At 59.2% G+C, this 22,520-nt stretch carries 21 protein-coding genes and 2 tRNA genes; 8 read left to right on the top strand and 15 right to left on the bottom strand.

All coding sequences use genetic code 11. From position 1 onward, the window contains the following. Positions 1 to 13: 13 nt before the first annotated feature. Entirely contained in the window at positions 14 to 319 is a 306-nt protein-coding gene (locus tag DXY37_RS00795; RefSeq protein ID WP_115124912.1) for a YciI family protein, read from the top strand. Positions 320 to 322: 3 nt separating this feature from the next. Here the strand turns inward: DXY37_RS00795 and lipA are convergent, their stop codons facing one another. Then, positions 323 to 1,201, bottom strand: coding sequence for a lipoyl synthase (gene lipA / locus DXY37_RS00790; RefSeq protein ID WP_115124911.1), 879 nt, complete (start codon positions 1,199 to 1,201; stop codon positions 323 to 325). An 18-nt stretch (positions 1,202 to 1,219) separates the two neighbouring features. Between lipA and DXY37_RS00785 the strand changes: the two genes are divergently transcribed. Continuing rightward, positions 1,220 to 1,293: transfer RNA gene (locus tag DXY37_RS00785), tRNA-Pro, on the top strand. 16 nt (positions 1,294 to 1,309) lie between these two features. On the opposite strand, the gene cobJ is transcribed toward DXY37_RS00785, so the two are convergent. After that, on the bottom strand, positions 1,310 to 3,130 hold the full coding sequence (gene cobJ, locus DXY37_RS00780) for a precorrin-3B C(17)-methyltransferase (RefSeq protein WP_115124943.1): 1,821 nt from the start codon (positions 3,128 to 3,130) through the stop codon (positions 1,310 to 1,312). A 52-nt stretch (positions 3,131 to 3,182) separates the two neighbouring features. Continuing rightward, a complete protein-coding gene (locus DXY37_RS00775) occupies positions 3,183 to 4,559 on the bottom strand; it encodes a hypothetical protein (protein WP_115124910.1) in 1,377 nt (458 codons plus the stop codon). A 414-nt stretch (positions 4,560 to 4,973) separates the two neighbouring features. On the opposite strand from DXY37_RS00775, the gene psaA reads away from it, so the two are divergent. Both psaA and psaB read left to right on the top strand, forming a co-directional pair. Beyond that, on the top strand, positions 4,974 to 7,280 hold the full coding sequence (gene psaA / locus DXY37_RS00770) for a photosystem I core protein PsaA (RefSeq protein WP_115124909.1): 2,307 nt from the start codon (positions 4,974 to 4,976) through the stop codon (positions 7,278 to 7,280). A gap of 22 nt (positions 7,281 to 7,302) precedes the next feature. Next, a complete protein-coding gene (gene psaB / locus DXY37_RS00765) occupies positions 7,303 to 9,510 on the top strand; it encodes a photosystem I core protein PsaB (RefSeq protein WP_067095224.1) in 2,208 nt (735 codons plus the stop codon). Positions 9,511 to 9,624: 114 nt separating this feature from the next. Here psaB and DXY37_RS00760 read toward each other — a convergent pair whose 3' ends face one another. Then, entirely contained in the window at positions 9,625 to 10,551 is a 927-nt protein-coding gene (locus DXY37_RS00760) for a cupin (RefSeq protein ID WP_115124908.1), read from the bottom strand. Positions 10,552 to 10,705: 154 nt separating this feature from the next. On the opposite strand from DXY37_RS00760, the gene DXY37_RS00755 reads away from it, so the two are divergent. Then, complete coding sequence (locus DXY37_RS00755; RefSeq protein ID WP_115124942.1) at positions 10,706 to 10,996, top strand: hypothetical protein; 291 nt, start codon at positions 10,706 to 10,708, stop codon at positions 10,994 to 10,996. Positions 10,997 to 10,998: 2 nt separating this feature from the next. Here the strand turns inward: DXY37_RS00755 and DXY37_RS00750 are convergent, their stop codons facing one another. The 3 genes from DXY37_RS00750 to DXY37_RS00740 all read right to left on the bottom strand — a co-directional run bounded on the left by DXY37_RS00750 (position 10,999) and on the right by DXY37_RS00740 (position 14,936). Continuing rightward, a complete protein-coding gene (locus DXY37_RS00750; protein ID WP_115124907.1) occupies positions 10,999 to 14,136 on the bottom strand; it encodes an efflux RND transporter permease subunit in 3,138 nt (1,045 codons plus the stop codon). A 130-nt stretch (positions 14,137 to 14,266) separates the two neighbouring features. Next, positions 14,267 to 14,758, bottom strand: a complete 492-nt coding sequence (locus DXY37_RS00745) for a photosystem I reaction center subunit XI (RefSeq protein ID WP_115124906.1) — start codon at positions 14,756 to 14,758, stop codon at positions 14,267 to 14,269. Positions 14,759 to 14,816: 58 nt separating this feature from the next. Continuing rightward, positions 14,817 to 14,936 (bottom strand): photosystem I reaction center subunit VIII, encoded by a 120-nt coding sequence (locus DXY37_RS00740; protein WP_114993331.1) that lies wholly within the window; start codon positions 14,934 to 14,936, stop codon positions 14,817 to 14,819. A gap of 113 nt (positions 14,937 to 15,049) precedes the next feature. Between DXY37_RS00740 and DXY37_RS00735 the strand changes: the two genes are divergently transcribed. Next, a complete protein-coding gene (locus DXY37_RS00735; RefSeq protein WP_115124905.1) occupies positions 15,050 to 15,544 on the top strand; it encodes a HEAT repeat domain-containing protein in 495 nt (164 codons plus the stop codon). On the opposite strand, the gene DXY37_RS00730 is transcribed toward DXY37_RS00735, so the two are convergent. Both DXY37_RS00730 and DXY37_RS00725 read right to left on the bottom strand, forming a co-directional pair. After that, the gene (locus DXY37_RS00730; protein ID WP_115124941.1) at positions 15,502 to 16,464 is read right to left on the bottom strand and encodes a glycosyltransferase family 2 protein; all 963 of its coding nucleotides are present in this window, start codon (positions 16,462 to 16,464) and stop codon (positions 15,502 to 15,504) included. The genes DXY37_RS00735 and DXY37_RS00730 overlap by 43 nt on opposite strands. A 97-nt stretch (positions 16,465 to 16,561) precedes the next feature. Then, entirely contained in the window at positions 16,562 to 17,302 is a 741-nt protein-coding gene (locus tag DXY37_RS00725; protein WP_115124904.1) for a C40 family peptidase, read from the bottom strand. A 17-nt stretch (positions 17,303 to 17,319) separates the two neighbouring features. Here DXY37_RS00725 and DXY37_RS00720 point away from each other — a divergent pair, with 17 nt between their 5' ends. Continuing rightward, complete coding sequence (locus tag DXY37_RS00720) at positions 17,320 to 18,216, top strand: serine hydrolase (protein WP_115124940.1); 897 nt, start codon at positions 17,320 to 17,322, stop codon at positions 18,214 to 18,216. 20 nt (positions 18,217 to 18,236) lie between these two features. On the opposite strand, the gene DXY37_RS00715 is transcribed toward DXY37_RS00720, so the two are convergent. Continuing rightward, positions 18,237 to 18,325, bottom strand: a tRNA-Ser gene (locus DXY37_RS00715). Positions 18,326 to 18,359: 34 nt separating this feature from the next. Beyond that, positions 18,360 to 19,541 (bottom strand): alanine racemase, encoded by a 1,182-nt coding sequence (gene alr, locus DXY37_RS00710; RefSeq protein WP_115124903.1) that lies wholly within the window; start codon positions 19,539 to 19,541, stop codon positions 18,360 to 18,362. A 73-nt stretch (positions 19,542 to 19,614) separates the two neighbouring features. On the opposite strand from alr, the gene DXY37_RS00705 reads away from it, so the two are divergent. Further along, complete coding sequence (locus tag DXY37_RS00705; protein ID WP_067095271.1) at positions 19,615 to 20,112, top strand: HNH endonuclease; 498 nt, start codon at positions 19,615 to 19,617, stop codon at positions 20,110 to 20,112. Positions 20,113 to 20,122: 10 nt separating this feature from the next. Here DXY37_RS00705 and prfA read toward each other — a convergent pair whose 3' ends face one another. The 4 genes from prfA to rplM all read right to left on the bottom strand — a co-directional run bounded on the left by prfA (position 20,123) and on the right by rplM (position 22,487). Continuing rightward, complete coding sequence (gene prfA / locus DXY37_RS00700; RefSeq protein ID WP_115124902.1) at positions 20,123 to 21,220, bottom strand: peptide chain release factor 1; 1,098 nt, start codon at positions 21,218 to 21,220, stop codon at positions 20,123 to 20,125. A 135-nt stretch (positions 21,221 to 21,355) separates the two neighbouring features. Further along, entirely contained in the window at positions 21,356 to 21,625 is a 270-nt protein-coding gene (gene rpmE / locus DXY37_RS00695; protein WP_067095277.1) for a 50S ribosomal protein L31, read from the bottom strand. Between the two features lie 8 nt (positions 21,626 to 21,633). Further along, a complete protein-coding gene (rpsI, locus tag DXY37_RS00690; protein WP_066904513.1) occupies positions 21,634 to 22,038 on the bottom strand; it encodes a 30S ribosomal protein S9 in 405 nt (134 codons plus the stop codon). Beyond that, a complete protein-coding gene (rplM, locus tag DXY37_RS00685; protein ID WP_067095280.1) occupies positions 22,035 to 22,487 on the bottom strand; it encodes a 50S ribosomal protein L13 in 453 nt (150 codons plus the stop codon). Before rplM ends, rpsI begins: the two co-directional genes overlap by 4 nt. Positions 22,488 to 22,520: the final 33 nt, after the last annotated feature.

The following is a 22,520-nucleotide window of genomic DNA, read 5'->3' as shown; positions in this document are numbered from 1 at the left end:
GTTCTTCCGCACCGTGCCCTGGTTCATCAAGACCGAAACCTTCACCCCGGAGACGGCCGCCCTGCCCATTGAGCAGAAGCGGCCTCATCTTGAGGCTCATCGCCAATGGGTGATGTCCCATGGCAACAGCGGACGTCGCATCCACAGTGGTTATCTGGTGGATGGTGAGCAGCGGCCCGGCGGCGGTGGACTCTTGATCTTTGAAGCCAGCAGCTTTGAAGACGCTCACCGCTGGGTTCAAGACGATCCGATGATTCAGGCCGGACTGGTGAACTGGCAGTTGCAGCAATGGATCCATATCGGCGGTGATGAGCTCTGATCGTCAGCGTGGGTGGCTGATCATCAGCCGCTGTACTTCGCCGGCGTGATAGCTGCTGCGTGTGAGTGGACTGCTCACCACCTGCAGGCAACCCAGCTCTTGTTCACCAATGCGCCGGTAACGGTCGAACTGCTCCGGAGTCACAAAGCGGTTCACAGGTAAGTGTCTTGGGCCGGGAGAGAGGTACTGGCCAATGGTCACAATGTCGACGCGGTGGGCGCGCAAGTCGCGCAACACGTCGATCACCTCCTCATCGTTTTCTCCCAGGCCCACCATCAGACCTGATTTGCTGTACGACCTGGGCCATCCATCTCTCACCCGTTTCAGCAGCTCCAGAGAGCGTTCGTAATTGCCCTGAGGTCTGGCTCGTCTGTAAAGGCGTGGGACGGTTTCGATGTTGTGGTTGAGCACATGCGGCGCGGCGTCCATCACCGTTTCCAGTGCGTCCCAGTTGCCGCAAAGGTCGGGGATCAGCAGTTCGATTGTGGTGAAGGGAGAGCGTCGTTTCACCTGCTCAATGCAGGCAACGAACTGGCTCGCTCCTCCATCGCTCAGATCGTCGCGATTCACCGAGGTGATCACCACATGCTTGAGTTTCAGCCGCGACACCGCTTCGCCAAGACGCTCCGGTTCGGTGGGGTCCAGCGCTCGAACGCTCTTGTCGAAGTCGATATCGCAGTAGGGGCAAGCACGCGTGCAGCCCGGCCCCATGATCAGAAATGTGGCGGTTCCCCCGGCGAAGCATTCACCGATATTTGGACAACTTGCTTCCTGGCAGACCGTGTTGAGCTTGAGGTCAAGAAGCAGGTCGGCAACAGCTCCGATGCGTTCCCGCTGAGGGGCTTTGACGCGCAACCAGTCAGGTTTCAGAACTGAGGTCATCTTCTACAGTCGGGCCATCGGGATGTGGCGCAGCTTGGTAGCGCACTTCGTTCGGGACGAAGGGGCCGCAGGTTCGAATCCTGTCATCCCGACTGCACTAGGTCGTCATCAATTCAGAGTGGCACCTGGGTAACCCCTGGGGGTCACCATGCGGCCGTCCTGGACTCGGCTGCTGCTGTTTCCAATCACCAACACCGTAAGCATGTCTACGTCTTCAGGCCGCAGGTTGCCCAGGCTGTGAAGACTGACGTGCTCGTCACTGCGTCCAAGCTGGCGAGCCATCACCACAGGAGTCGTCTCCGGCCGCGCGCAGAGCAGAATCTCCTGGGCCCTTGTCAGCTGCCAGTTGCGATCCCTGGAGCGAGGGTTGTAGATCGCAACCACAAAGTCGCCTGAGGCAGCTGCCTCGATGCGTCGTTCGATCACCTGCCAGGGCGTGAGCCGGTCGCTCAGAGAGATGGTGCAGAAGTCGTGCATCAGTGGTGCCCCTGCCCTGGCGGCAGCCAGTTGCAGTGCGGAGAGGCCAGGATGCACCTGGAAGCGAGGACGTTCTGTTTCAGGCAGGTCCATCCAAAGCTCCAGCGCCAGCCCAGCCATGCCGTAGATGCCGCTGTCTCCTGAGGAGATCAGTGCCACACGGGCGCCCTGACGGGCCAAATCCAGTGCTTGCCAGCAGCGATCCCGTTCACGGGTGAGTTGTCCGTCCAATCGGACTTGATCGCAACGACGCAGCGGTTCAAGCAGATCCAGGTAAAGGCCATATCCCACCCAGAGGACGCTGCGGCTGAGCGCTGTGCGGGCGTCAGCAGTGAGCAGTTGCAGTGACCCTGGCCCACTGCCAACCAGATGCAGCTCTCCTTTGCTGGCTGCCAAGGGATGAGCAGCCTCTGCGATTGCCACCGTCACGGCACCCTGTTCGCCGCCCTCGGCATGGAAGATCCGCTTGGACTGCAACAGCTGTGCGCCATCTCCTGATGCCAGAAGTGCAGAGGCTTCCGCAACGGATGCTGTGCCCATCTCCGCCTTCACTACTTCAGAGGGCGTGGGCACGGCGACATCGGCGAGGGCAGCGGCGCCGAACAGTCGTAACGGCCAATTTTGATGCTCACAGAACTCCAGCAGAGCCGGCTCGTCACCCTTGGCCTCGATGCTGCTGATGCCTGCCACGGCCTCCTTGGCCAGTCCTGCGGACTGAAGAGAGCGATCCACAGCTCGTTGAATCAAGGCAAGGCTGCTCAAGCGTTCGCAGCCGATGCCGATCCAGAGCGTGGCTGGGTGCCAGCGACAGGGAGCCCCGTCGGAGCGCGGACCGATGGCGAGCGCAATCCCGTGTTCGGAGTCAGCGGTAACGCCGAAGTGTTGACCGGCAGTACTACTGCGCCAGAGGTCCGTTCCTGTTTGCTGAACAACTTTGAGGTTTGGTCCAGAGGCCTGGGAGAGCATGAGGTCATGCCAGGCTTTCGGCGTGCCGCCACGCACCCATCCCCAGGCTTCTCCGAAGGCGTCGAGAGCCAGTCGCTCCTGGCTCGCTGCATCACCGGTCAGCACCACTTGCCCGCCTAGTGCCGCAGCCAGTGCATGGGCCAGCTGTTCTGCTCCTGCCGCATGACCACCAATCAGGGGCACGATGTTTTGACCGTGAGCATCCATCACCACCACGGCAGGATCGTTCTGCTTACCGCTCAGCAACGGTGCGATCAGTCGTGTGACGGCACCCATGGCTCCGATCACGATTGTGGGCTCACCCCTACGCCACTGGTCGCTCAGAAATTCCGCAGCCGGTGCGACCAACAAGTCGCTGGGAGTTGTTTGCAGTGCTGCGGCGGCTAGAGGTGTTAATCCCACCCGATCCGCCTGTCCCGCCTGTTGCAGCTGCTGAAGCAGGGGCCAGGCACTCACGGATAGGCCCAGTGCGAGTGGCGCTTCCATCGGCTGGATGGAGGTGGTGTCGACAGCGTTCAGGGCTAGTGGCCTCAGGGAATCAGCGCTGGGTGCCATCCTCGTTCAACAGCTCCCTGGCTGATCCTCCCAGGCTGCTGGTGATCCGTAGCTTCTCTGGCGCGGCTGTCGGTTCTGTTGTCCTGATGCTTCGCTCGGGAGCAGCCTTGTCGGCTTTGCTGGTCTCCAGCGGTTCTTCAGTGTCGTCAGCTGATTGATCAGGCAGCACTGGCAGCTCATCGTCAGCTGTGGTGGCCGAAGGCGAGGAGTCGATCTGCTGAGGGCTTGGAGCCATGGACTGTTCTTCCATGGTTGATTCCTCAACTGTTGGTTCCTCAGCTTTTGGTGCAGCCGGTGTGTTGATCGGTTTTGAAGGGTTGTCTTGGATGGACTTCTCAGTCTCAGTTTCGGTTTCAGAGTCAGGATTGAGCGCAGTCTGTGGCGGTGTTGCATCTCGCTCAGATGACTGTTCTGTTTCAGAAATGGCGACGCCAAGCAGACGTGCCATCTGTTCATCGCTCAGCTTCGACTGCATCCAAATCGGACGGAGGCCGGGACGCGCTGCTGTGGCTCGTAATTGATTGTTGAAGACCGGAGTGATCGGCTCACCAAGACCATCCAGCAGTTCCATCTGCACGCTGCCATTCCCGTTGCCTGATGCTTTCAGCCAAAGAGCCTCCTGGCGGTCAACCAAAAAACTGTCGCCATTAACGCTGATCCTCAGCCTCCAGCGGCCATCTCCCTCCCGTAGGTTCTGCAGTGGGGCGTTCCAGATCAGCCAGTCGATCAGCAAAGGATCACCGTTGCTGAGGTCTGAGGGGCTGACCATGGCAAGCCAGGGAGCATCCTGATTGGGCTGCGTTCCTGAAAGCTGCTGCAGGAGATCCAGTCGCCACTGGAGGCTGGCTCCCTGAGATTTCACGGCTTCACCCCAGGGCATGGCGGCATAGGCCGTAAAGCGATGACTTCCTGGGCTGAGACCGGGAAGCGTGATCTGCAGTCGATCGTTTTCGGCGTGCCCGAAACGCAGTGGTGGATCGTCGTCGATCTGCAGGGCCACATGGGCTCCAAGGCCCAGTTGTGGATCCTCAGCCAACGGCCAATCCTGGATCCGCAACGTGACTTGCACCTCACCGGTTTTCAGCAGAGCGCCATCGGAGGGTCTGATCAGTTCAAGTCGGGGGGTATGGCTGCTGAGCGCTGCTTGTAGCTGCTGCACAGCGCCCGGGGGACTGACTTCCTGCAGTCGCCCGGAAGGTGAAGACACACTGATGATCTCTGCAGAGCGCTCTCCATCGCCTGAGCTGTCTGCTCCCCAGGGCCAGGCCTGCGCGGTTGCGGCGGGGACCACCATGATCCACAGTGCAAGCAGAGTCTGCAGCCAGTGATGAAGGTGGACCGTCCGGCCTGATGCCGCCATGGGGCAAAGCTTGATTCGACCCATTCTGGGCACCGATGGGAAGGACGCACTATTGGGAATGATTTGCATTAAATAGATCGATATGTGTCGCCTGTTTGTGTTGCTCAACGCGCCTAATCGGGGTCTCCTCGCTGATGCTCGAGCTGATGCAGATTCCAGGTCTGGACAGGCCCGCGACCGGATTGAACCTTTGTAACTCCCTGTCGTGTGATGACTGCTCCCCCTCCTATGCTTCCCGCAGCGGTCCCCTCTTTGGGGCCCTAGCTCCAGTGAGAGTCAGGGTTCATTGCTCTGAACGCCACTGGCGCCCGGCCACGGTGAAGCTTGCTGATCCGCGCCCGGGGCCCCGGTAATCCCATGGATTTCCGGAGGGGTGTCCCACCACCTCGATCCCGTCCCTCGAGGAACGACTCGATGACCATCAGCCCACCAGAGCGTGGGAGCACCGCGAAGACTCAAGTCGAGAAGGTCGACAATCCAGCGACCTTCGAATTGTTCGGAAAGCCCGGACATTTCGACCGAGCCCTCGCGAAAGGTCCCAAAACCACCACCTGGGTTTGGAACCTCCACGCCAACGCTCACGATTTCGACAGCCACACGAGTGACCTTGAGGAGGTTTCTCGGAAGATCTTTAGTGCTCACTTCGGCCATCTGGCCGTGATCTTCATCTGGCTGAGTGGTGCCTTTTTCCATGGCGCCCACTTCTCCAATTTCTCCGGCTGGCTTGCCGATCCCACCCATGTGAAGCCAAGCGCTCAGGTGGTTTGGTCGGTTTTCGGCCAGGAAATCCTCAACGGCGATATGGGTGCCGGCCACCAAGGCATCCAGATCACCTCCGGTCTCTTCCATGTCTGGAGGGCCTGGGGCATCACCAATGAGACGCAGTTGATGTCTCTTGCCATTGGCGCTCTGGTGATGGCCGGCCTGATGCTGAATGCAGGCGTTTTTCACTATCACAAGGCAGCTCCGAAGCTTGAGTGGTTCCAGAACGTTGAGTCGATGCTCAACCACCACTTGGCTGGTCTGCTGGGCCTGGGCTCACTGTCCTGGACCGGTCACTTGCTGCATGTGTCTCTGCCAACCACGAAGTTGATGGATGCCATCGACGCCGGCCAGCCGCTGGTGTTGAACGGCAAGACCATTGCTTCCGTGGCAGACATTCCTCTTCCCCACGAATTCTTCAATCAGGATCTGCTGGCTCAGCTCTATCCAGGATTCAGTGCCGGCATCGGTGCTTTTTTCAATGGCAACTGGGCTGCATACAGCGATTTCCTCACCTTCAAGGGTGGAATCAATCCTGTGACCGGAAGCATGTGGATGACCGATATCGCTCATCACCATCTGGCGATCGCGGTGCTGTTCATCGTGGCCGGACACATGTACCGGACCAACTGGGGAATCGGTCACTCAATGAAGGAGATCCTCGAGGGCCAGAAAGGCGATCCTCTGCTTTTCCCTGCAACGAAGGGCCATGACGGCCTGTTCGAGTTCATGATCAACAGCTGGCATGCCCAGCTGGCTCTGAACCTTGCAATGCTCGGCTCCCTGAGCATCATCGTTGCCCAGCACATGTACGCGATGCCTCCCTATCCGTACATGTCGATTGACTATCCGACTCAGATCGGTTTGTTCACCCATCACATGTGGATTGGTGGCTTCCTGATCGTCGGAGCTTCAGCTCACGCCGCCATCGCGATGATTCGCGATTACGACCCTGCCAAGCACGTGGACAACGTCTTGGACAGAGTGCTCAAGGCCCGTGACGCTCTGATCAGCCACCTCAACTGGGTGTGTATCTGGCTTGGCTTCCACAGCTTCGGCCTGTACATCCACAACGACACCATGCGTGCTCTGGGTCGTCCCCAGGACATGTTCAGTGATTCCGCGATCCAGCTGAAGCCCGTCTTCGCTCAGTGGATTCAGGGTATGCATGCTGCAGCTGCCGGCAGCACCGCTCCTAACGCTCTCGCTGGTGTCAGTGAAGTGTTCAACGGTTCCGTTGTCGCCGTAGGCGGCAAGGTCGCGGCGGCTCCAATTCCGCTGGGCACGGCGGACTTCATGGTCCACCACATCCACGCCTTCACGATTCACGTGACGGTGTTGATCCTGCTCAAGGGTGTTCTCTACGCCCGTAATTCCCGTCTGATTCCAGACAAAGCCAACCTTGGTTTCCGCTTCTCCTGCGATGGCCCTGGTCGCGGCGGCACCTGCCAGGTGTCTGCTTGGGACCATGTTTTCCTGGGTCTGTTCTGGATGTACAACTCCCTGTCGATCGTCATTTTCCACTTCTCCTGGAAAATGCAGAGCGACGTGTGGGGTGCGGTGAGGCCTGATGGCTCAGTCCAATACCTCACCAATGGAAATTTCGCCAACAGCGCCATCACCATCAACGGTTGGTTGCGTGATTTCCTGTGGGCTCAGGCCGTTCAGGTGATCAACAGCTACGGCTCCAACACAGCCGGCTACGGAATCATGTTCCTTGGTGGTCACTTCATCTGGGCTTTCAGCCTGATGTTCCTCTTCAGTGGCCGCGGCTACTGGCAGGAGCTGATTGAGTCCATCGTCTGGGCTCATAACAAGCTGAAGGTGGCCCCTGGCATCCAGCCTCGTGCGCTGTCCATCATCCAGGGCCGTGCTGTCGGTGTTGCTCACTATCTTTTGGGCGGCATCACAGTCACGTGGTCCTTCTTCCACGCCCACATCCTTGTGGTGGGCGGCTGACCTTTCCTGAACTTTCCCTCTAATGGCAACGAAATTTCCTTCGTTCAGCCAGGGTCTGGCACAGGACCCGACAACCCGCCGCATCTGGTACGGGATCGCCACGGCTCACGACTTCGAGAGCCATGACGGAATGACGGAGGAGAGGCTTTACCAAAAGCTCTTCTCCACCCATTTCGGGCATCTCGCGATCATCGGTCTCTGGGTTTCGGGAAACCTGTTCCACATCGCCTGGCAGGGCAACTTCGAACAGTGGGTCGCCGACCCTCTGCACGTGAAGCCCATTGCTCATGCAATCTGGGATCCCCATTTCGGTCAAGGCGCTATTACCGCCTTTACCCAAGCGGGAGCCACATCGCCAGTGAACATCGCCTACTCAGGCCTTTACCACTGGTTCTACACAATTGGCATGACCAAGAATGCCGAGCTGTATCAGGGTTCCATCTTCATGATGATCCTGTCGGCCTGGGCACTCTTCGCCGGTTGGCTGCACCTGCAGCCCAAGTTCCGCCCGTCACTCGCATGGTTCAAGAATGCTGAGTCGCGTCTGAACCACCACCTGGCTGTCCTCTTCGGTTTCAGCTCTATTGCCTGGACCGGACACCTGGTGCACGTGGCGATTCCTGAATCCAGGGGTCAGCACGTTGGGTGGGACAACTTTCTGAGCGTGATGCCTCACCCCGCCGGTCTTGGACCTTTCTTCACCGGCAACTGGGGTGTGTATGCACAGAATCCTGATTCAGCGGGTCAAATCTTTGGTACGGCCGAAGGCTCTGGAACTGCGATTCTCACCTTCCTCGGTGGCTTCCATCCTCAGACAGAAGCTCTCTGGCTCACTGACATCGCCCACCACCACCTGGCGATTGGTTGCCTGTTTGTGATCGCTGGTCACATGTACAGGACCAACTTCGGTATCGGACACTCCATCAAGGAGATCCTCGAAGCTCACAATCCTCCCAAGGGCACTCCCGGTGATCTCGGCGCTGGCCACAAGGGTCTTTACGACACCTTGAACAACAGCCTTCACATGCAGCTCGGCCTGGCTCTTGCTTCGCTGGGTGTGGTCACCTCCCTGGTGGCACAACACATGTATGCGATGCCGTCGTATGCCTTCATCGCGAAGGCCTACACGACACAGGCTGCTCTCTATACGCACCACCAGTACATCGCCATCTTCCTGATGTGCGGTGCTTTCGCCCACGGAGCGATCTTCTTCATCCGTGACTACGACCCCGAAGCCAATAAGGACAATGTCCTGGCCCGGATGCTTGAGCACAAGGAAGCGATCATCAGCCACCTGAGCTGGATCACCCTCTTCCTTGGTTTCCACACGCTTGGTCTTTACGTTCACAACGACGTTGTTGTGGCGTTCGGAACACCTGAGAAGCAGATTCTGGTTGAGCCCGTCTTTGCCCAGTTCGTTCAAGCCGCTTCCGGTAAGGCGATCTACGGTTTCGACGTTCTGCTCTCCAATTCCGCTGGTGCTGCAGCCAATGCCAACGCTGCCTACATGGGTGGCTGGATGGATGCCATCAACGGGAACACCGACGTGTTCTTGCCGATCGGCCCTGGTGACTTCATGGTTCACCACGCCATCGCTCTTGGTCTGCACACCACAACTCTGATCCTGGTCAAAGGTGCTCTGGATGCCCGTGGCTCCAAGCTCATGCCAGACAAGAAGGACTTTGGTTACTCCTTCCCCTGCGACGGCCCTGGCCGTGGTGGTACTTGTGACATCTCTGCCTGGGACGCCTTCTATCTGGCCGTCTTCTGGGCCCTGAACACAATCGGTTGGGTCACCTTCTACTGGCATTGGAAGCACCTGGCTATCTGGCAGGGCAACGTGGCTCAGTTCAATGAGTCCAGCACCTACCTGATGGGTTGGTTCCGCGACTATCTGTGGCTGAATTCCTCCCAGCTGATCAACGGTTACAACCCCTTCGGTAGTAACAATCTCGCTGTTTGGGCCTGGATGTTCCTGTTCGGCCACCTCGTCTGGGCGACTGGATTCATGTTCCTGATCTCCTGGCGTGGTTACTGGCAGGAGCTGATCGAGACCATTGTTTGGGCTCATCAGCGCACACCGCTCGCCAACCTTGTTGGCTGGCGCGACAAGCCTGTGGCTCTGTCCATCGTTCAGGCTCGTGTTGTGGGTCTCGCCCATTTCACGATTGGCTACATCCTCACGTACGCCGCCTTCCTGATTGCATCGACATCCGGCAAGTTCGGCTGATCAATCCTGATTGCCCTCACTGCAGGGCAATCTTTCATTCACCCCTGTCCAGATCATCTGGCGGGGGTTTTTTGTTGGCTAAATCTGAATGGCGGAGAACAATTCAGCCGTTGATCAGCCGCTAAAAAGAATGTTGAGCGTTCGCAGATAAGTGTGGAGTCCTGCGTCCTGAATCGGCAGCACATAGGCATCTGCACCTGACTCGTTGTGGTGGGAATGCCAGTAGCCCGGTGGAGTCACAAAAGCGGCACCAGCTGCCCAATCTTCTCTGTGTGGGTTTCGGATTCTTCCCTGATCATCGAGCTCAGTTCCAATCAGGGTGTAGCAACCAGGTTCGCAGTTCACGGCGAAATCCAGGGCGATCGATTGGTGGCGATGGGGCTTTTGTTCCTGTCCTGCGGGAAGAATGCCGAGCATCGCCCAAAGAGTGTGACTGACAGTTCTTGTTTGGGGAAACGCTGAATTACCCAGCAGCACGCTGACCCGGTTGGCACGCGCTCCGCTGGGGCTGGCTGCGATCTCAGCCAGTCGCCCCTGGCTGTCGTGATGGCTGTAAAACGTTGGTTCAAAACGGGCTTCATTGGGAGTCACACCCAGAAAACGCAGCAGTGGCGCGTCGTGCACCCAGTAGAGAGCCGCTTTGCCAGAGCAGCAGTGAATGGCATCTCCTCCGGCGGGGAGAACGAGCATGTCGCCCTTGCTCCACTGGAAGTGTTCGCCGCAAGCTTCCGTGTCTCCCTGGCCATCGGCCACGAAGAACAACTGGCTTGTTGCCACAGCGGCAGTGCGCAGCTCGTCGCCATCCAGTCGGATGAAGTTGGCGCACAACGATGGGCCGGTGGCAGGTCCACTGCACTGCAGTTCTTCGCTCAGATCCAGAGGCATCACGGCACTGCCGTTCTGGGAAAAGAAAGCCGGGGAAAAGGAGCGATAGGGAACGGTGCCAGTCAGTCCGCTGCGAATCGGATTGGCCGCTTCGCCGTAGGAGAAATACTGAGCCTGAGCAGATGACGTTTGGCGATTCGTTGCGCTGCTCAGCATGCCGTGTCGTCTCAGCGCTTCAGGGAGCACACACCTTACAAATCTGTGCGTCTGGTTTTCGTATGCAAAGCGTCATGGCTTTGATCGATCTCAGTCACGTTTTGATCCTGTTGTCCGCGTCTACTGGACCTTCACCGCTTTGGTTGAGTTCTGGATGTCATTCCCTTCTCTTCCCCCCAAGCTGGAGCTGGTGGTGCTGCTGGTTGGCGTCGCCGCCGGTTACAACCTCACCTTGCAGATCCTGCCCAGAGAGCGAATCGATCTGGCTCAGCTTGAGGCGGATGAGCAGATTGCTGAGCGTGCAGCACCTCAGCCGCCATTTGCTCCGACGACGTTCGCTTCGATCGCGACTAGGGCGTTAGCCGCTGAATCGTCGTCCGGCGGGGCGTGCCTTATCCCTCCTGGGGGTGGCCCTGCTGTGAACGATCGTTTTGAGCCCTGTTGAAATCAGCCGTCCAGCTCCGGACTTGCCGCATCGACTCTTCGCCAGCGCTTGAACAGCAGATAGGTTGCCGGCACGATGAAGAGTGAGAGCAGCGTGGACACCAGCAGCCCGCTGAACACAACGGTACCGATGCTGATGCGGCTGGCGGAGCCTGTGCCTGTGGCGAGCAGCAATGGCAGAAATCCTGCCAACGACGTCACTGCGGTCAGCAGGATCGGTCGCATCCTGTTCAGCGCTGCTTCCTCGATTGCATCCGTCAATGCGACGCCTTGCTTTAGACGCTGATTGGCGAATTCAACAATCAGGATTCCATTCTTGGCGGCCAGGCTCACCAGCACCAGCAGGCCCATCTGGGCAAAAACGTCGAGGCTGAGACCGCGCAGCTTCAGGCCGATCAGTGCTCCCAGCAGTGCCATCGGCACTGTGAGCAAGATGATCAGCGGGTCTACGAAGCTTTCATAGAGGCCCGCCAGCAACAGATACACCACCGTGACGCCAAGGCCGAACAGCACCCAGGACACGGATTCCGCCCGGGTCTCCTCTCTGGCAAGACCGGTGAAGGCGAGACCCAGGTTGTTGCCTCCGGTCTGATCACTGATCGACTGCAGTAGATCGATGGCCTGGCCGCTGCTGATCCCCTCCGCTGTGACGGCAGTAATGCTGATGGATCGGTTCTGGTTGTAATGGGTGATTCGATTCGCTCCTGAATCACGCTTCAGCCGCGCAACGTTTGCCACAGAGACCAGATCGCCGCTGCGGTTGCGCACCATCAGGCTGGTGAGATCTCCAGGCGTGCTGCGATCTGTTCCCTCCAGTTGGAGATAGATGCTGCGGATTTCCCCTCCCGAGAAGGTGTCATCAATGAAACGGCCTCCGATGGCAGTTCCGATGTCCCTGAGAGTGGGACCCACCGGAAGGTCCAGAGCAGCCATCTGGCTTCGGTCCAGCTCTAGTCGCCATCGTGGTGAGCTTGCATCGAAGCGCGTGCTGACGCGCTGGAATTGTCCGGAGTTCTGGGCAGCAAGGATGAACTGTTGGGCCTGGGTCTCGAAATCCTGCAGGCTGAGCTGGCCGCTACTGCGATCCAGCAATTCCATCTGCAGGCCCGATTCGCTGCTGAAACCGCGCACTGTGGGCGGTGTGGTCACGATCACCTGAGCATCGGTGATGCGTCGTCTCAGCTCGCTGTTCAGGCGCTGCTTCACAGCTTCACTGCTGTTCTGCCGCCCTGAGCGTTCTTTCATGGGTCTGAGGCGCAGATAGAACGATCCCGTGTCCTCGCCGCTCTGTCCGAACGAGCTTCCGGCATAGAAATTGCCGCTGCGGATCAGGGGCTCTTCGGCAACCACCTCGCGGATGCGTTCCATCACAGCTTCGGTTCGTTCCAGGCTTGCTCCCTCCGGAAGCGTGAAATAACCGCGTACCTGGCCCTGATCTTCGTTGGGGATGAAGGAGGTGGGGATCGTCGCCAGACCAATGCCGGTGAGCATCAGGCCTGCCAGCACCAGAGCGATCACGGTTCTGCCACGCGTTAGCCAAACCGCCAGCATCCGTGCGTAAAGACGTTGCAACCCGGCCATGCCCGATTGCAGTCTGCGACTGATCAACCTGAGTGGTCCTGGCAAGCGTCCGTCGCCCTGTCCGAGCACGCGGGCACAGGCCATCGGAGTGAAGGTGAGCGCATTGAACGTTGAGAACAGAATGGCGCCACCGATGGCCAGTGCAATCGGTTGATACAGGCGGCCTATGGAGCCAGGGATCAGCAGAACTGGCAGGAAGACTGCAGCTAGAACCAGCGATGTGGCCAACACGGCGCCCGCTAGTTCTGCCATCGCATCTTCCGCAGCCCCCTTTGGCTCCTCGCCCCGCTCGATCCGACCTGCGATGTCTTCGCTGACGACAATGGCGTCGTCGACCACGATGCCTGTGGCCAGCACGAGGCCAAACAGGATCAGGCTGTTGAGATTGGATCCGCTGAGGCGCACCACCACAAGACTGCCGATCAATGCCACAGGCACCGCCAGGCCAGGAATCAAGGCAAGGCGCCAGCGTCCCAGAAACAGCACCAGCACTAGCAAAACCAGCAGCACCGCGTCCCTGAGGGTGTCTCTGGTGCGATCGAGATTGGCCTGGACGGTTTCGGCCACATCCACGATCACCTGAACATCCAATCCAGGAGGAAAGCTGCTTTCCAGGCTTTTCAGCCTGTCTCGAACCGCACGGCTGACTTCCAGTGCATTCGATCCATCCCGCTGGAAGATGCCAACAGCCACGGAGCTTTCGCCCTGAAGGTTGAGGGCGCTGCTGCCGTAGCTGCGTTGCCCCAGCTCAACGCGACCCACATCCTTCAGCCGAACCAAGCCTCCGTTTTCGGTGCGTTTCACCACCATGGCTTCAAAGTCGGCCTGGCTGCGTAGACGCCCTTCGGCATCCACCGGCAGGCTGAACAACTGCCCAGCCGGTGCCGGTGCCTCACCCAGATTGCCCACTGCGGCAAGAACGTTCTGCTCTGCCAGAGCATTGGTGATGTCGTTGGTGGAGAGATTGAACTGCTCCAGCCGACTGGGATCCAGCCAGAGCCGATAGGCGAGCTCGCTACTGCCAAACACACGGATGTCGCCAACTCCAGGCGTGGTTCGCAGGCCTTCACTCAGTCGCTGGTCGAGCCAGCCACCGATGAAGATCGGCTCATACAGCCCTGGAGGAGCGCTGAAGCCGAGGATCAGCAGGAGATCATTCGTGGAGCGGTTCACATTCAGCCCCTGCCGCGTCACGGCCTGGGGCAATCGGCGGCTGGCCAGGTTGACTTCGTTCTGAACCTTGATCGCGTTGAGTTCTGGGTCGCCAGCCTCGAAGCGCAGGCTGAGACTTGCACCGCCCTGTCTGCTGTTAGAGGTGATGCTCTCCAGGCCGTCGAGGTCACTGAGCTGGTTTTCCAGCACTGCTGTGACGCTTTGCTCGACAACTTCAGGACCTGCGGCAGGAAAACTGGCGCTCACGCTTACGCGTGTGGGAGCCAGTTGAGGCAGGTCTTCCAGCCCGAGGCCCACCAGAGACACCACACCCGCCAGCAGCACCAGCAAGCTGCAGACGATGGTGAAGACGGGCCGTCTCAGAAATGGCTGGGAGATGGACCGCAAGTCGGCAACCGCTCAGCAAGGGCCCAGATCCTGGCAGCAGAAAGCCCCAAATGAGTCACTCAGTGCTCATTCGGGGCTTGAAAGAATCCGATCGATTGAATCGGTGATGCAGATTTAGGGAGTTTGGAACTCAGTTGACGCTCCAGACGCCGCCGGCAATTTTCACCAAAGGAAGCACAAATGTTGAGCTGGCCAGGAACCAGGCAAATGCAGCGCCTCCACAGCCACCCAGCCAGAAGCCACTGGCAAACTCAGCCCAGCCAGCCTTGGTGAACAGGTCGGCGGGTGGGTTGATGATTGTGGCGTCAGCAGGCTGCACGTTGGGGCCCTTGCCAGCAGTGCCGTAAATCGACAAGCACACAGTCAGGATCGACACCAATCCGATGGAGGCGAGCAATCCAGCTGTCGCGGCGTAATCGCCGTTACGGAGAGGGCCGCAAACAGCGAACGGGCCATACAACAGAAAGCCGTGCGCCATGCCAATTTCCAGGCCGCGCCGGTTTGGGGAGAGGTCTGGTCGGTACGCGGGCAGAGCGTTGAGGTAGGCCTTGGTGAAATAGCTGCTGTTCACCGGGGTGGCGAGATTGCCAACCGTTGGATCGGCGACGGGGGAAACAGACATGGATGAGGAAGCGGTGGGTGGGCAGTTCGCTTGATCGTTGGCAGGGGCCTGCTAGCGATTAGTCGGCGGTGGTTTCGATCAGGTTGAACATCAGAACCATCACGACAGCTGGACCCAAAACCCCAGCCAGTGGGATGAAAACCGAAGGCATCCAGGAAGCGACGAAATCTCCAGTCATGGCAGCGACCCAAATGTCACAGCTACTGTAAAGACTGCCTTTCTGGTGGTCTTCGACCGATCGGGTCGGTGACATAAAAATTCAATCCATTTGGCCTCCGTCGCCCTAAACCCATGAATCAGCTGCTTGCAGGTGGTGCCGCCCTTGTGCTGGTGATCGTGCTCTGGAGTCTTGGTCGACGGCCTGGAAAAACGCTGTTGAGCAGCACGGATGCGACCTCTGTGGCAGCCATCAACAGAGCCCAGCTGGGATTAGTGCAGGATTCATCGCCGCAGCAGAACCTTGAGACTCAGGCAGGATCTGGCAAGGGAACCGGCGATTTGGCCCCGTTCCAGCCTCCGGTCAGCAGCGCTGAGCGGATCTCGCTTGAGCGTCGGTTACGCGAGGCGATGGATCAAGGCAACCCAGGCCAGAGGCTTGAGGCCGTGAGGGTGGCGGGTCAGTGGGGGCATGCCTCCGTTCTGCCGCTGCTGAGGCGTGGTCTGCGTGATGCTGACAGCCTTGTCGTAGAAGCCGCTGCAACAGCCATTGAGCGTCACCGTGGAGCGACCCGACCGTCTCCGGCTCAGGTGGCTCGGCCCCCTCGCAACGTTGCCCGGATGCGATAGATCGGGCGCCCCTGGCTTTCGTGGTAGGTCCGGATCAGCAATTCTCCCAACAGTCCGAAACAGAACAGCTGAATCCCGGCCAGGCCGAGTACGACAGCCATCGTGAGCAGTGGCCTGTTGCCGATGTCTTCACCCGTCAGTTTGATCAACAGCAAATAGGCGCTTGCCACCAGGCTTGTTGCAATGGCGACGAGGCCTCCAAACCCAAAGACGTACATCGGCCGGGTGAGGAAGCGTTTCATGAACCAAACCGTGAGCAGGTCCATCAGGACCCGAAAGGTGCGATCAATTCCGTATTTGCTGGTTCCGTACTGACGCGCACGGTGATTCACCTTCACTTCTGTGATGCGGGCTCCTTCGATGAAGGCCAGCGCCGGTAGAAAGCGATGCAGCTCGCCGTACAAGCGCATGTCGGATAGCACGTCGCGGTCATAGGCCTTGAGTGAGCAGCCATAGTCATGCAGGCGAACCCCAGTGACGCGCCCGATCAGACGATTGGCCAGCCTGGAGGGAAGTTTTCTCTGGAGCTCGGCATCCTGGCGATCAAAACGCCAACCGCTCACCAGGTCATAGCCTTCGCGCAGCTTGTTTAGGAGCAGGGGGATGTCGGCGGGATCGTTCTGTAGATCACCATCGAGGCTCACGATCACCTGCCCCTGAGCGACATCAAAACCTGCCGCCATGGCAGCTGTTTGACCGTAGTTCTTGCGCAGCAGAACACCCACCAGCTCCGGCACTTCCTCACTGATGCTTTCCAGTACTGATGCGGTGTTGTCGGTTGAACCGTCATTGACCAGCACCAGTTCAAAGCGCTCTCCAATGGGTCGCAGCGCCTTCAGCAGCTGGTCCACCAGCTCAGGCAGGCTTTCCTCCTCGTTGTAGAGCGGCACCACAACCGAAAGGTCCAGCCCAGCCGTCATCAGGATCCGATCGAGATCCATGCAACCTAATCGGCGCCTGTTGGACCAACTCTGAGCAGACAAGGCAAGCAGAGAGTCAGACCATCAACAGGAGCCGTTAAGGCAGGGTGCTGCCGTCATGGCAGCGGGTCACCCTGCCTGCACCCCGCAGTTCAGCCCTGTAGTGACTGGCCACGGGGTGTAGATCCTGGGGATTCAGGCTGTCGATGCCGATGCCATTGCGGCCATGTTCAATACCCGAGCTGTGGATGTAGCGGCCGTTTTCGAGATGGATGCCGACGTGCGTGCAGCGCTCAGGTGTGCCGAAGAAGATCAGATCACCGGAGCGCAACGCGTTCACATCATTCGCTTGCACCGCCAGCGGCTTGCAGAACCGTTCTTGCTGATAAGCATCTCTGGGCAGCCAGATCCCAGTGCTGGCAAAGGCTGTCTGCACAAGGCCGGAGCAGTCCAGGTCAGGCCCGATGGTGCCTCCCCACAGGTAGGTGTTGTTGAGCTCGGCAGCGGCTTGCAGCCACTTCAGAACCGTATTCAGACGGCTGGTGATCTCCGAGCTTGAGAGCAGGCATGGTTGCCAGGCCTCGCAGGCCACAGCCTGATCAGCCAGTTCATCCATGGATAGCCAGCAGGGGTAGCCGTCCTCGAGCAGCACAACTTGCAAACGCCCTCGATCTTCGCGGCGCAACGGTGCAGCGACCTTGAAGCATCGGCCTGCTGCGGCCTGGGTGGCGAGTCCGCTCTTTGTTGGCGAGGCGTAGCCGTTCTGGCCACGCAGCAGTTTCCAGCAGCTCCCTGGGCTGATCAGGTCCGGAGTGATCGGGGTGCCTAGGGTCGGCATTGCCAGTAGCCATTGCCATGGCGTTCTACCGTCCCGAGCCGGCGATGCAGCAGCACCTCGTTGCTCTGATCGACAGGCTGGCGGCCGATGGCCGTCCCGGTCTGCACGATCAGATGGCCGTGACCTGGGTGCGTTACGACACCACGTTTCCGACCAATGGCAGCGGCACCGGTGCGGCTTGGGCTGACCAGAAGCTGCTCTATCCCGCGAGTGTGGTGAAGCTGTTGTACGCGGTGGCGGCCGAGCACTGGTTGCAGCGGGATCTGATTCCAGACAGCGATGAACTTCGTCGTGCGCTCCGAGACATGCTGGCTGACTCCAGCAATGACGCCACGGGATTGATCGTGGATCTGCTGACCGGCACAACGAGTGGTCCGCCCTTGCGCTCCCCTGCTTGGGAGCAGTGGCAGCAGCAACGCCGCCGAGTGAACGACTGGTTTCATGGTTTCGGCTGGCCTGAGTTGGAGCGCGTCAACTGTTGCCAGAAAACCTGGGGTGATGGTCCCTATGGACGCGAACGAGTGTTCTACGGGGAGAACAACAACAATCGCAATGCCCTCTGCACAGCCGCTGTTGCCAGGATTCTCGAGGCGGTCATGACCGATGGCGTGCTCTCACCTCCGGCTTGTCAGAGACTTCGAGCCCGATTGGCGCGTTCACTCGGCAAGGCAGACAGGCTCGAAGATCCTGAGAATCAAGTGGATGGTTTCCTCGGCGAGGGTTTGCCGGAAGGCAGTCAGCTCTGGAGTAAAGCCGGCTGGATGAGTCAGGCTCGTCACGACGCAGCATGGTGGTGCATCGACGGGCAGGCACCTTGTCTGTTGGTGGTCTTTAGCGAAGGTCAGGAGCGCGCAGGCGACGACCAACTGCTGCCACTCATGGCAAGGGAACTTGCTGCCTATGGAGCCGATTGACGACTCACTGTTCAATTCAACGGAGAGGGAGGGATTCGAACCCTCGACAGAAGTTGCCTCCTGTAACTCCTTAGCAGGGAGCCGCTTTCAACCACTCAGCCACCTCTCCAGCGGCCCGCCCACCATATCAAGAGGGTGCCCGTTCAGACCACCAGTCGCGGTAGGCGGTGCTTGAAGCCGCACAACACCTCCCAGGGGATGGAACCCGACAGTTCTGCCCAGTCCTGAGGGCGGATTACCTTCTGATCATCTTCTCCCAGCAGCGTGACTACATCACCGCTCTCAAGATCAGGATGGTCGGTGACATCCAGAATCAGTTGATCCATGGTGATCGCACCAACCTGGGGAAGAAGCTGGCCACGATGCAGGGCATGGATTTGCCCTGACAGGCAGCGGCTCACGCCATCGGCGTAGCCGATGCCGATGACGGCCAGCCGACTGGGCCGACTGGTGACGAAGCGGTGCCCATAGCTCACCCCCACACCTGGTGCGACCTCACGGATCAGACTGACTCGAGCTTTGACGGTCATCGCTGGTTGAAGATCCAGGCTCTGCTCCAGATGGGCACTGGGGGCGTGGCCATAGAGAGCTAATCCCACGCGCACCTGATCGTGATGCAGTGATCGATCCCTCAGGGTGCCTGCTGAATTGGCCAGATGTCGCTGTAAACCCTGCTGTCGGTGTTTGCGTGTTACGGCTTCGAAACGCTCTTGCTGCAAGCGCGTGATCCGATCGGCATGCCCTTCAAGTTCGCCATCGGCCAGGGCGAGATGGCTGTAGACCCCACCCAGATTCAATTGATCGAGCTGGAGGATCGCTTCAGTCAGGCGCTCCCCGTCCTCCCAGTGGCAGCCAAGCCGAGTCATGCCGGTGTCGAGCTTGAGCTGCACCGTGAACTTTCGGCCGCTGCCACTGGCGAGGTTTTGGCAGAGAAGTGCCTCGCGCATGCTGCTCAGCGTGGGCATCAGCTGCCAGTGCAGACAGGAGCGCAGCTCTTCGGGTTGGGTGAGATTGCCCAGCACGAGGACCGGTAACTCCAGCCCGGCCCGTCGCAATTCAATTCCCTCTTGCAGGGTGGCGACTCCCAGGCTGGTCGCCCCCCCGCAGATGGCTGCCCGGGCAACTGTTTCGGCGCCATGCCCGTAGCCGTCAGCCTTGACGACCGCCATCAGGGAGCAGTCGGATGCCAGCAACTGCTTCAACGCTCTGGCGTTGTGTTCAACTGCTGAAGCCGACACCTCCATCCAGGCTCGCTGTCGCGGGTCAGCGCCAGCAGCCGTTTCAGGGCCTGTAGGGCTGGGGCGATCGGCGTACAGGTCAGGCATCGGGACTGGGTAGTGAAGGTCACAAAGCTGCCCTTGTGACCCCGATAGCATGGCGTGTAATCAGGGAGCTGGCATGGGCCAGGTTCTCGTTCTCAACGCGTCCTACGAGCCGTTGAACATCACCACCTGGCGTCGAGCCGTCGTGATGATGATCAAGGGCAAAGCCGAGGGTCTGGAACACGATTCCAAACACCTTGTTCGCAGTGATATGCATCTGCCAACGGTGATCCGTCTGCGTCAGTTTGTGCGAGTGCCCTTCCGCCAGGTGCCACTGACACGCCGCAATCTGTTTCAGCGTGACAATCACACCTGTCAGTACTGCGGCAGCCACGAACTCCTGTCCATCGACCACGTAATCCCTCGCAGCCGAGGTGGAACCGATGCCTGGGATAACGTGACCACGGCTTGCACCAGTTGCAATGTGCGCAAAGCCAGTCGTACCCCATCTGAAGCCGGCATGCCTCTTAAACGGGTTCCGCGGCGTCCCCTCAGCAGTTTGAGTTTCGAGGCTGTTCGCCAGATTGATTCAGGTCGCCACAGTGAATGGGCCAAATATGTGATCGGCGCCTGAACCGTTCTGGTTAATCGTCGCTCTGTTGGCTGAGTTGTTCCAGTTTGCTGCGCTGTTCCTCGGCGACACAGGCACCGATCACATCTTCCATTTGTCCTTGAAGAACGGACTCAAGGCTGAAATTTTTGCCGAGTCGATGGTCGGTGACCCTGTTGTCTTTGGCGTTGTAGGTGCGGATCTTTTCGCTGCGGTCGCCCGTACCCACCTGGGAGCGTCGGGCTGAACTCTCCCGTTCATTGGCTTCGGCGAGCTGTCGCTCATACAGCTTGGCTCGCAGAATCTCCATGGCCCGTTCGCGGTTCTGGAGCTGGGAGCGTTGCTGCGTGCAGAACACACGGATGCCGCTCGGTTTGTGCAGCAGGTCGACGGCTGTCTCGACTTTGTTCACGTTCTGTCCGCCGGCTCCTCCTGATCGAGCCGTGCTGATCTCTAGATCACCGGGTTCGATCTGAACCTCCACGGGATCTGCCTCTGGCATCACAGCCACCGTTGCCGTGGATGTGTGCACACGGCCCTGGGATTCGGTGGCAGGGACACGCTGTACACGATGCACACCGGCTTCAAATTTCAATTCGCTGAAGACGGCATCGCCTTTCACGGAAAGAATCAGTTCCTTGTAACCGCCAAGGTCGGCTTCGCTAGCGCTCACGGGCTGGACCGTCCAACCACGACGGCTGCTGAATCGCTCATACATGCGGGCAAGATCTCCGGCCCAGAGCGAGGCTTCATCGCCGCCGGCACCGGCTCTGATTTCCAGCATCACACTGCGTTGATCGCGCGGATCCTGGGGCAGTAATGCAAGCGTCAGCCGCTGGATCAGTTCGTCATGGCGTTGCTCCAGAGACTGCAGTTCCAGCTGAGCGAGTTCTTCCATCTCGGCATCGCCGCGGCTTTCACGCAGCAGCGTCCGCGCCTGTTTTCTTTCCTGGAGAACGTTCTGCAGGCTGGTGTAGTCGACGACCAGCGGTTCAAGGCGTGAACGCTCTTTGGCCACAGATTGCAGACGATCCGGATCTGAAGCCACATCGGGGTCAGCGAGCTGGCGTTCCAGATTGTGAAAACTGCTGGTCGCGGCCTCAAGACGGCTGATCAGAGTTGAGGAGTCCATGGCCTCAGAAGCATGGTCGGCAAAGGACCTGATAGTGATGTCCTTTCAGAAAAAAGCCCCGAAAGCAGAGCTTGATCTGCATTCGGGGGCAAAAATCGTGGCGATCGATCGCTTCTGCGTCGATTGCAGAGCGCATCAGGCTTCCTTCTTCGCTTCGTCCTTGGCGGGAGCTGTTTTCTCGTCGTTGACACTGGCGGTGCTGCCCATGCCGTACTTGCGCATGAAGCGATCCACGCGGCCCTCGGTGTCGAGAATTTTCTGGGTGCCTGTGAAGAACGGATGGTTTCCGCTCCAGACGTCCACATGAATTTCGGGCTGTGTGGAGCCAGTGGTCATGACCACTTCTCCATTGCAGATCACCTTGGCGTCGGGATACCAGGTGGGATGAATGTCGGGCTTGGGCATGACAGGGATCAGCGCTTGGAGAACTGGGGAGCTTTGCGGGCTTTCTTGAGGCCGTACTTGCGACGTTCCTTAGCCCTAGGGTCACGGCTCAGGTGACCTTCCGTTTTCAGAGGCTTGCGGTTGTCGGAGGAGAGCTCGCACAGAGCCCTGGCAGCGCCCTGCTTGATGGCATCAGCCTGTCCGGTGAGACCACCACCTCTGACGTTGACGAGCACGTCGTACTCAGTGGTTAGACCCAGCGTCTGCAACGGAGCCTTGACGGCAGCGATGTAGGCGGGGTTGTAGTTGAGATAGTTATCTCCAGGCCGGCCATTGATGGTGATCGTGCCGTTGCCGGGGATCAGGCGAACGCGTGCGACTGAGGTCTTACGGCGACCTGTGCCCCAGTAAACGACGGAATTAGACGTGCTCATTTGGCGGAAGCGGCGGGATCAAGCTGCAGGGGCTGAGGTTGCTGGGCGGAATGCGGATGATCGGCACCCTTGTACACCTTCAGTTTGCGGAACATCTGGCGACCCAAAGCGTTGTGGGGAAGCATGCCTTTGATGGCTTTTTCCACGATTCGCTCAGGAAGACGCTCCTGCAGATGAGCGAAGGTCTCCACCTTCATCCCACCGGGGCGTCCGGAATGCCTGCGGTACAGCTTCTGTTGCGGCTTGCTGCCGCTCACCTTCACCTTGTCGGCGTTGACGACAACGACAAAATCGCCGGTGTCGAGATGCGGGGTGTAGCTGGCTTTGTTCTTGCCGCGGAGCACGGAAGCAACTTCGGTCGCTAAGCGGCCGAGCGTTTGATTCTCAGCGTCCACCAGATACCACTGGCGGTCGATTGAATCGATGGAGGGGACGGAGGTCTTGTTCATCGCGCCGGCATGCCGGTTCGGTTATGCCCCGTC

Origin of the sequence: Synechococcus sp. GEYO, assembly GCF_900473955.1 — a bacterium.
In the GTDB taxonomy this organism is placed as follows: Bacteria; Cyanobacteriota; Cyanobacteriia; order PCC-6307; family Cyanobiaceae; genus Synechococcus_C.
This window is presented reverse-complemented; position numbering and strand designations above follow the sequence as displayed.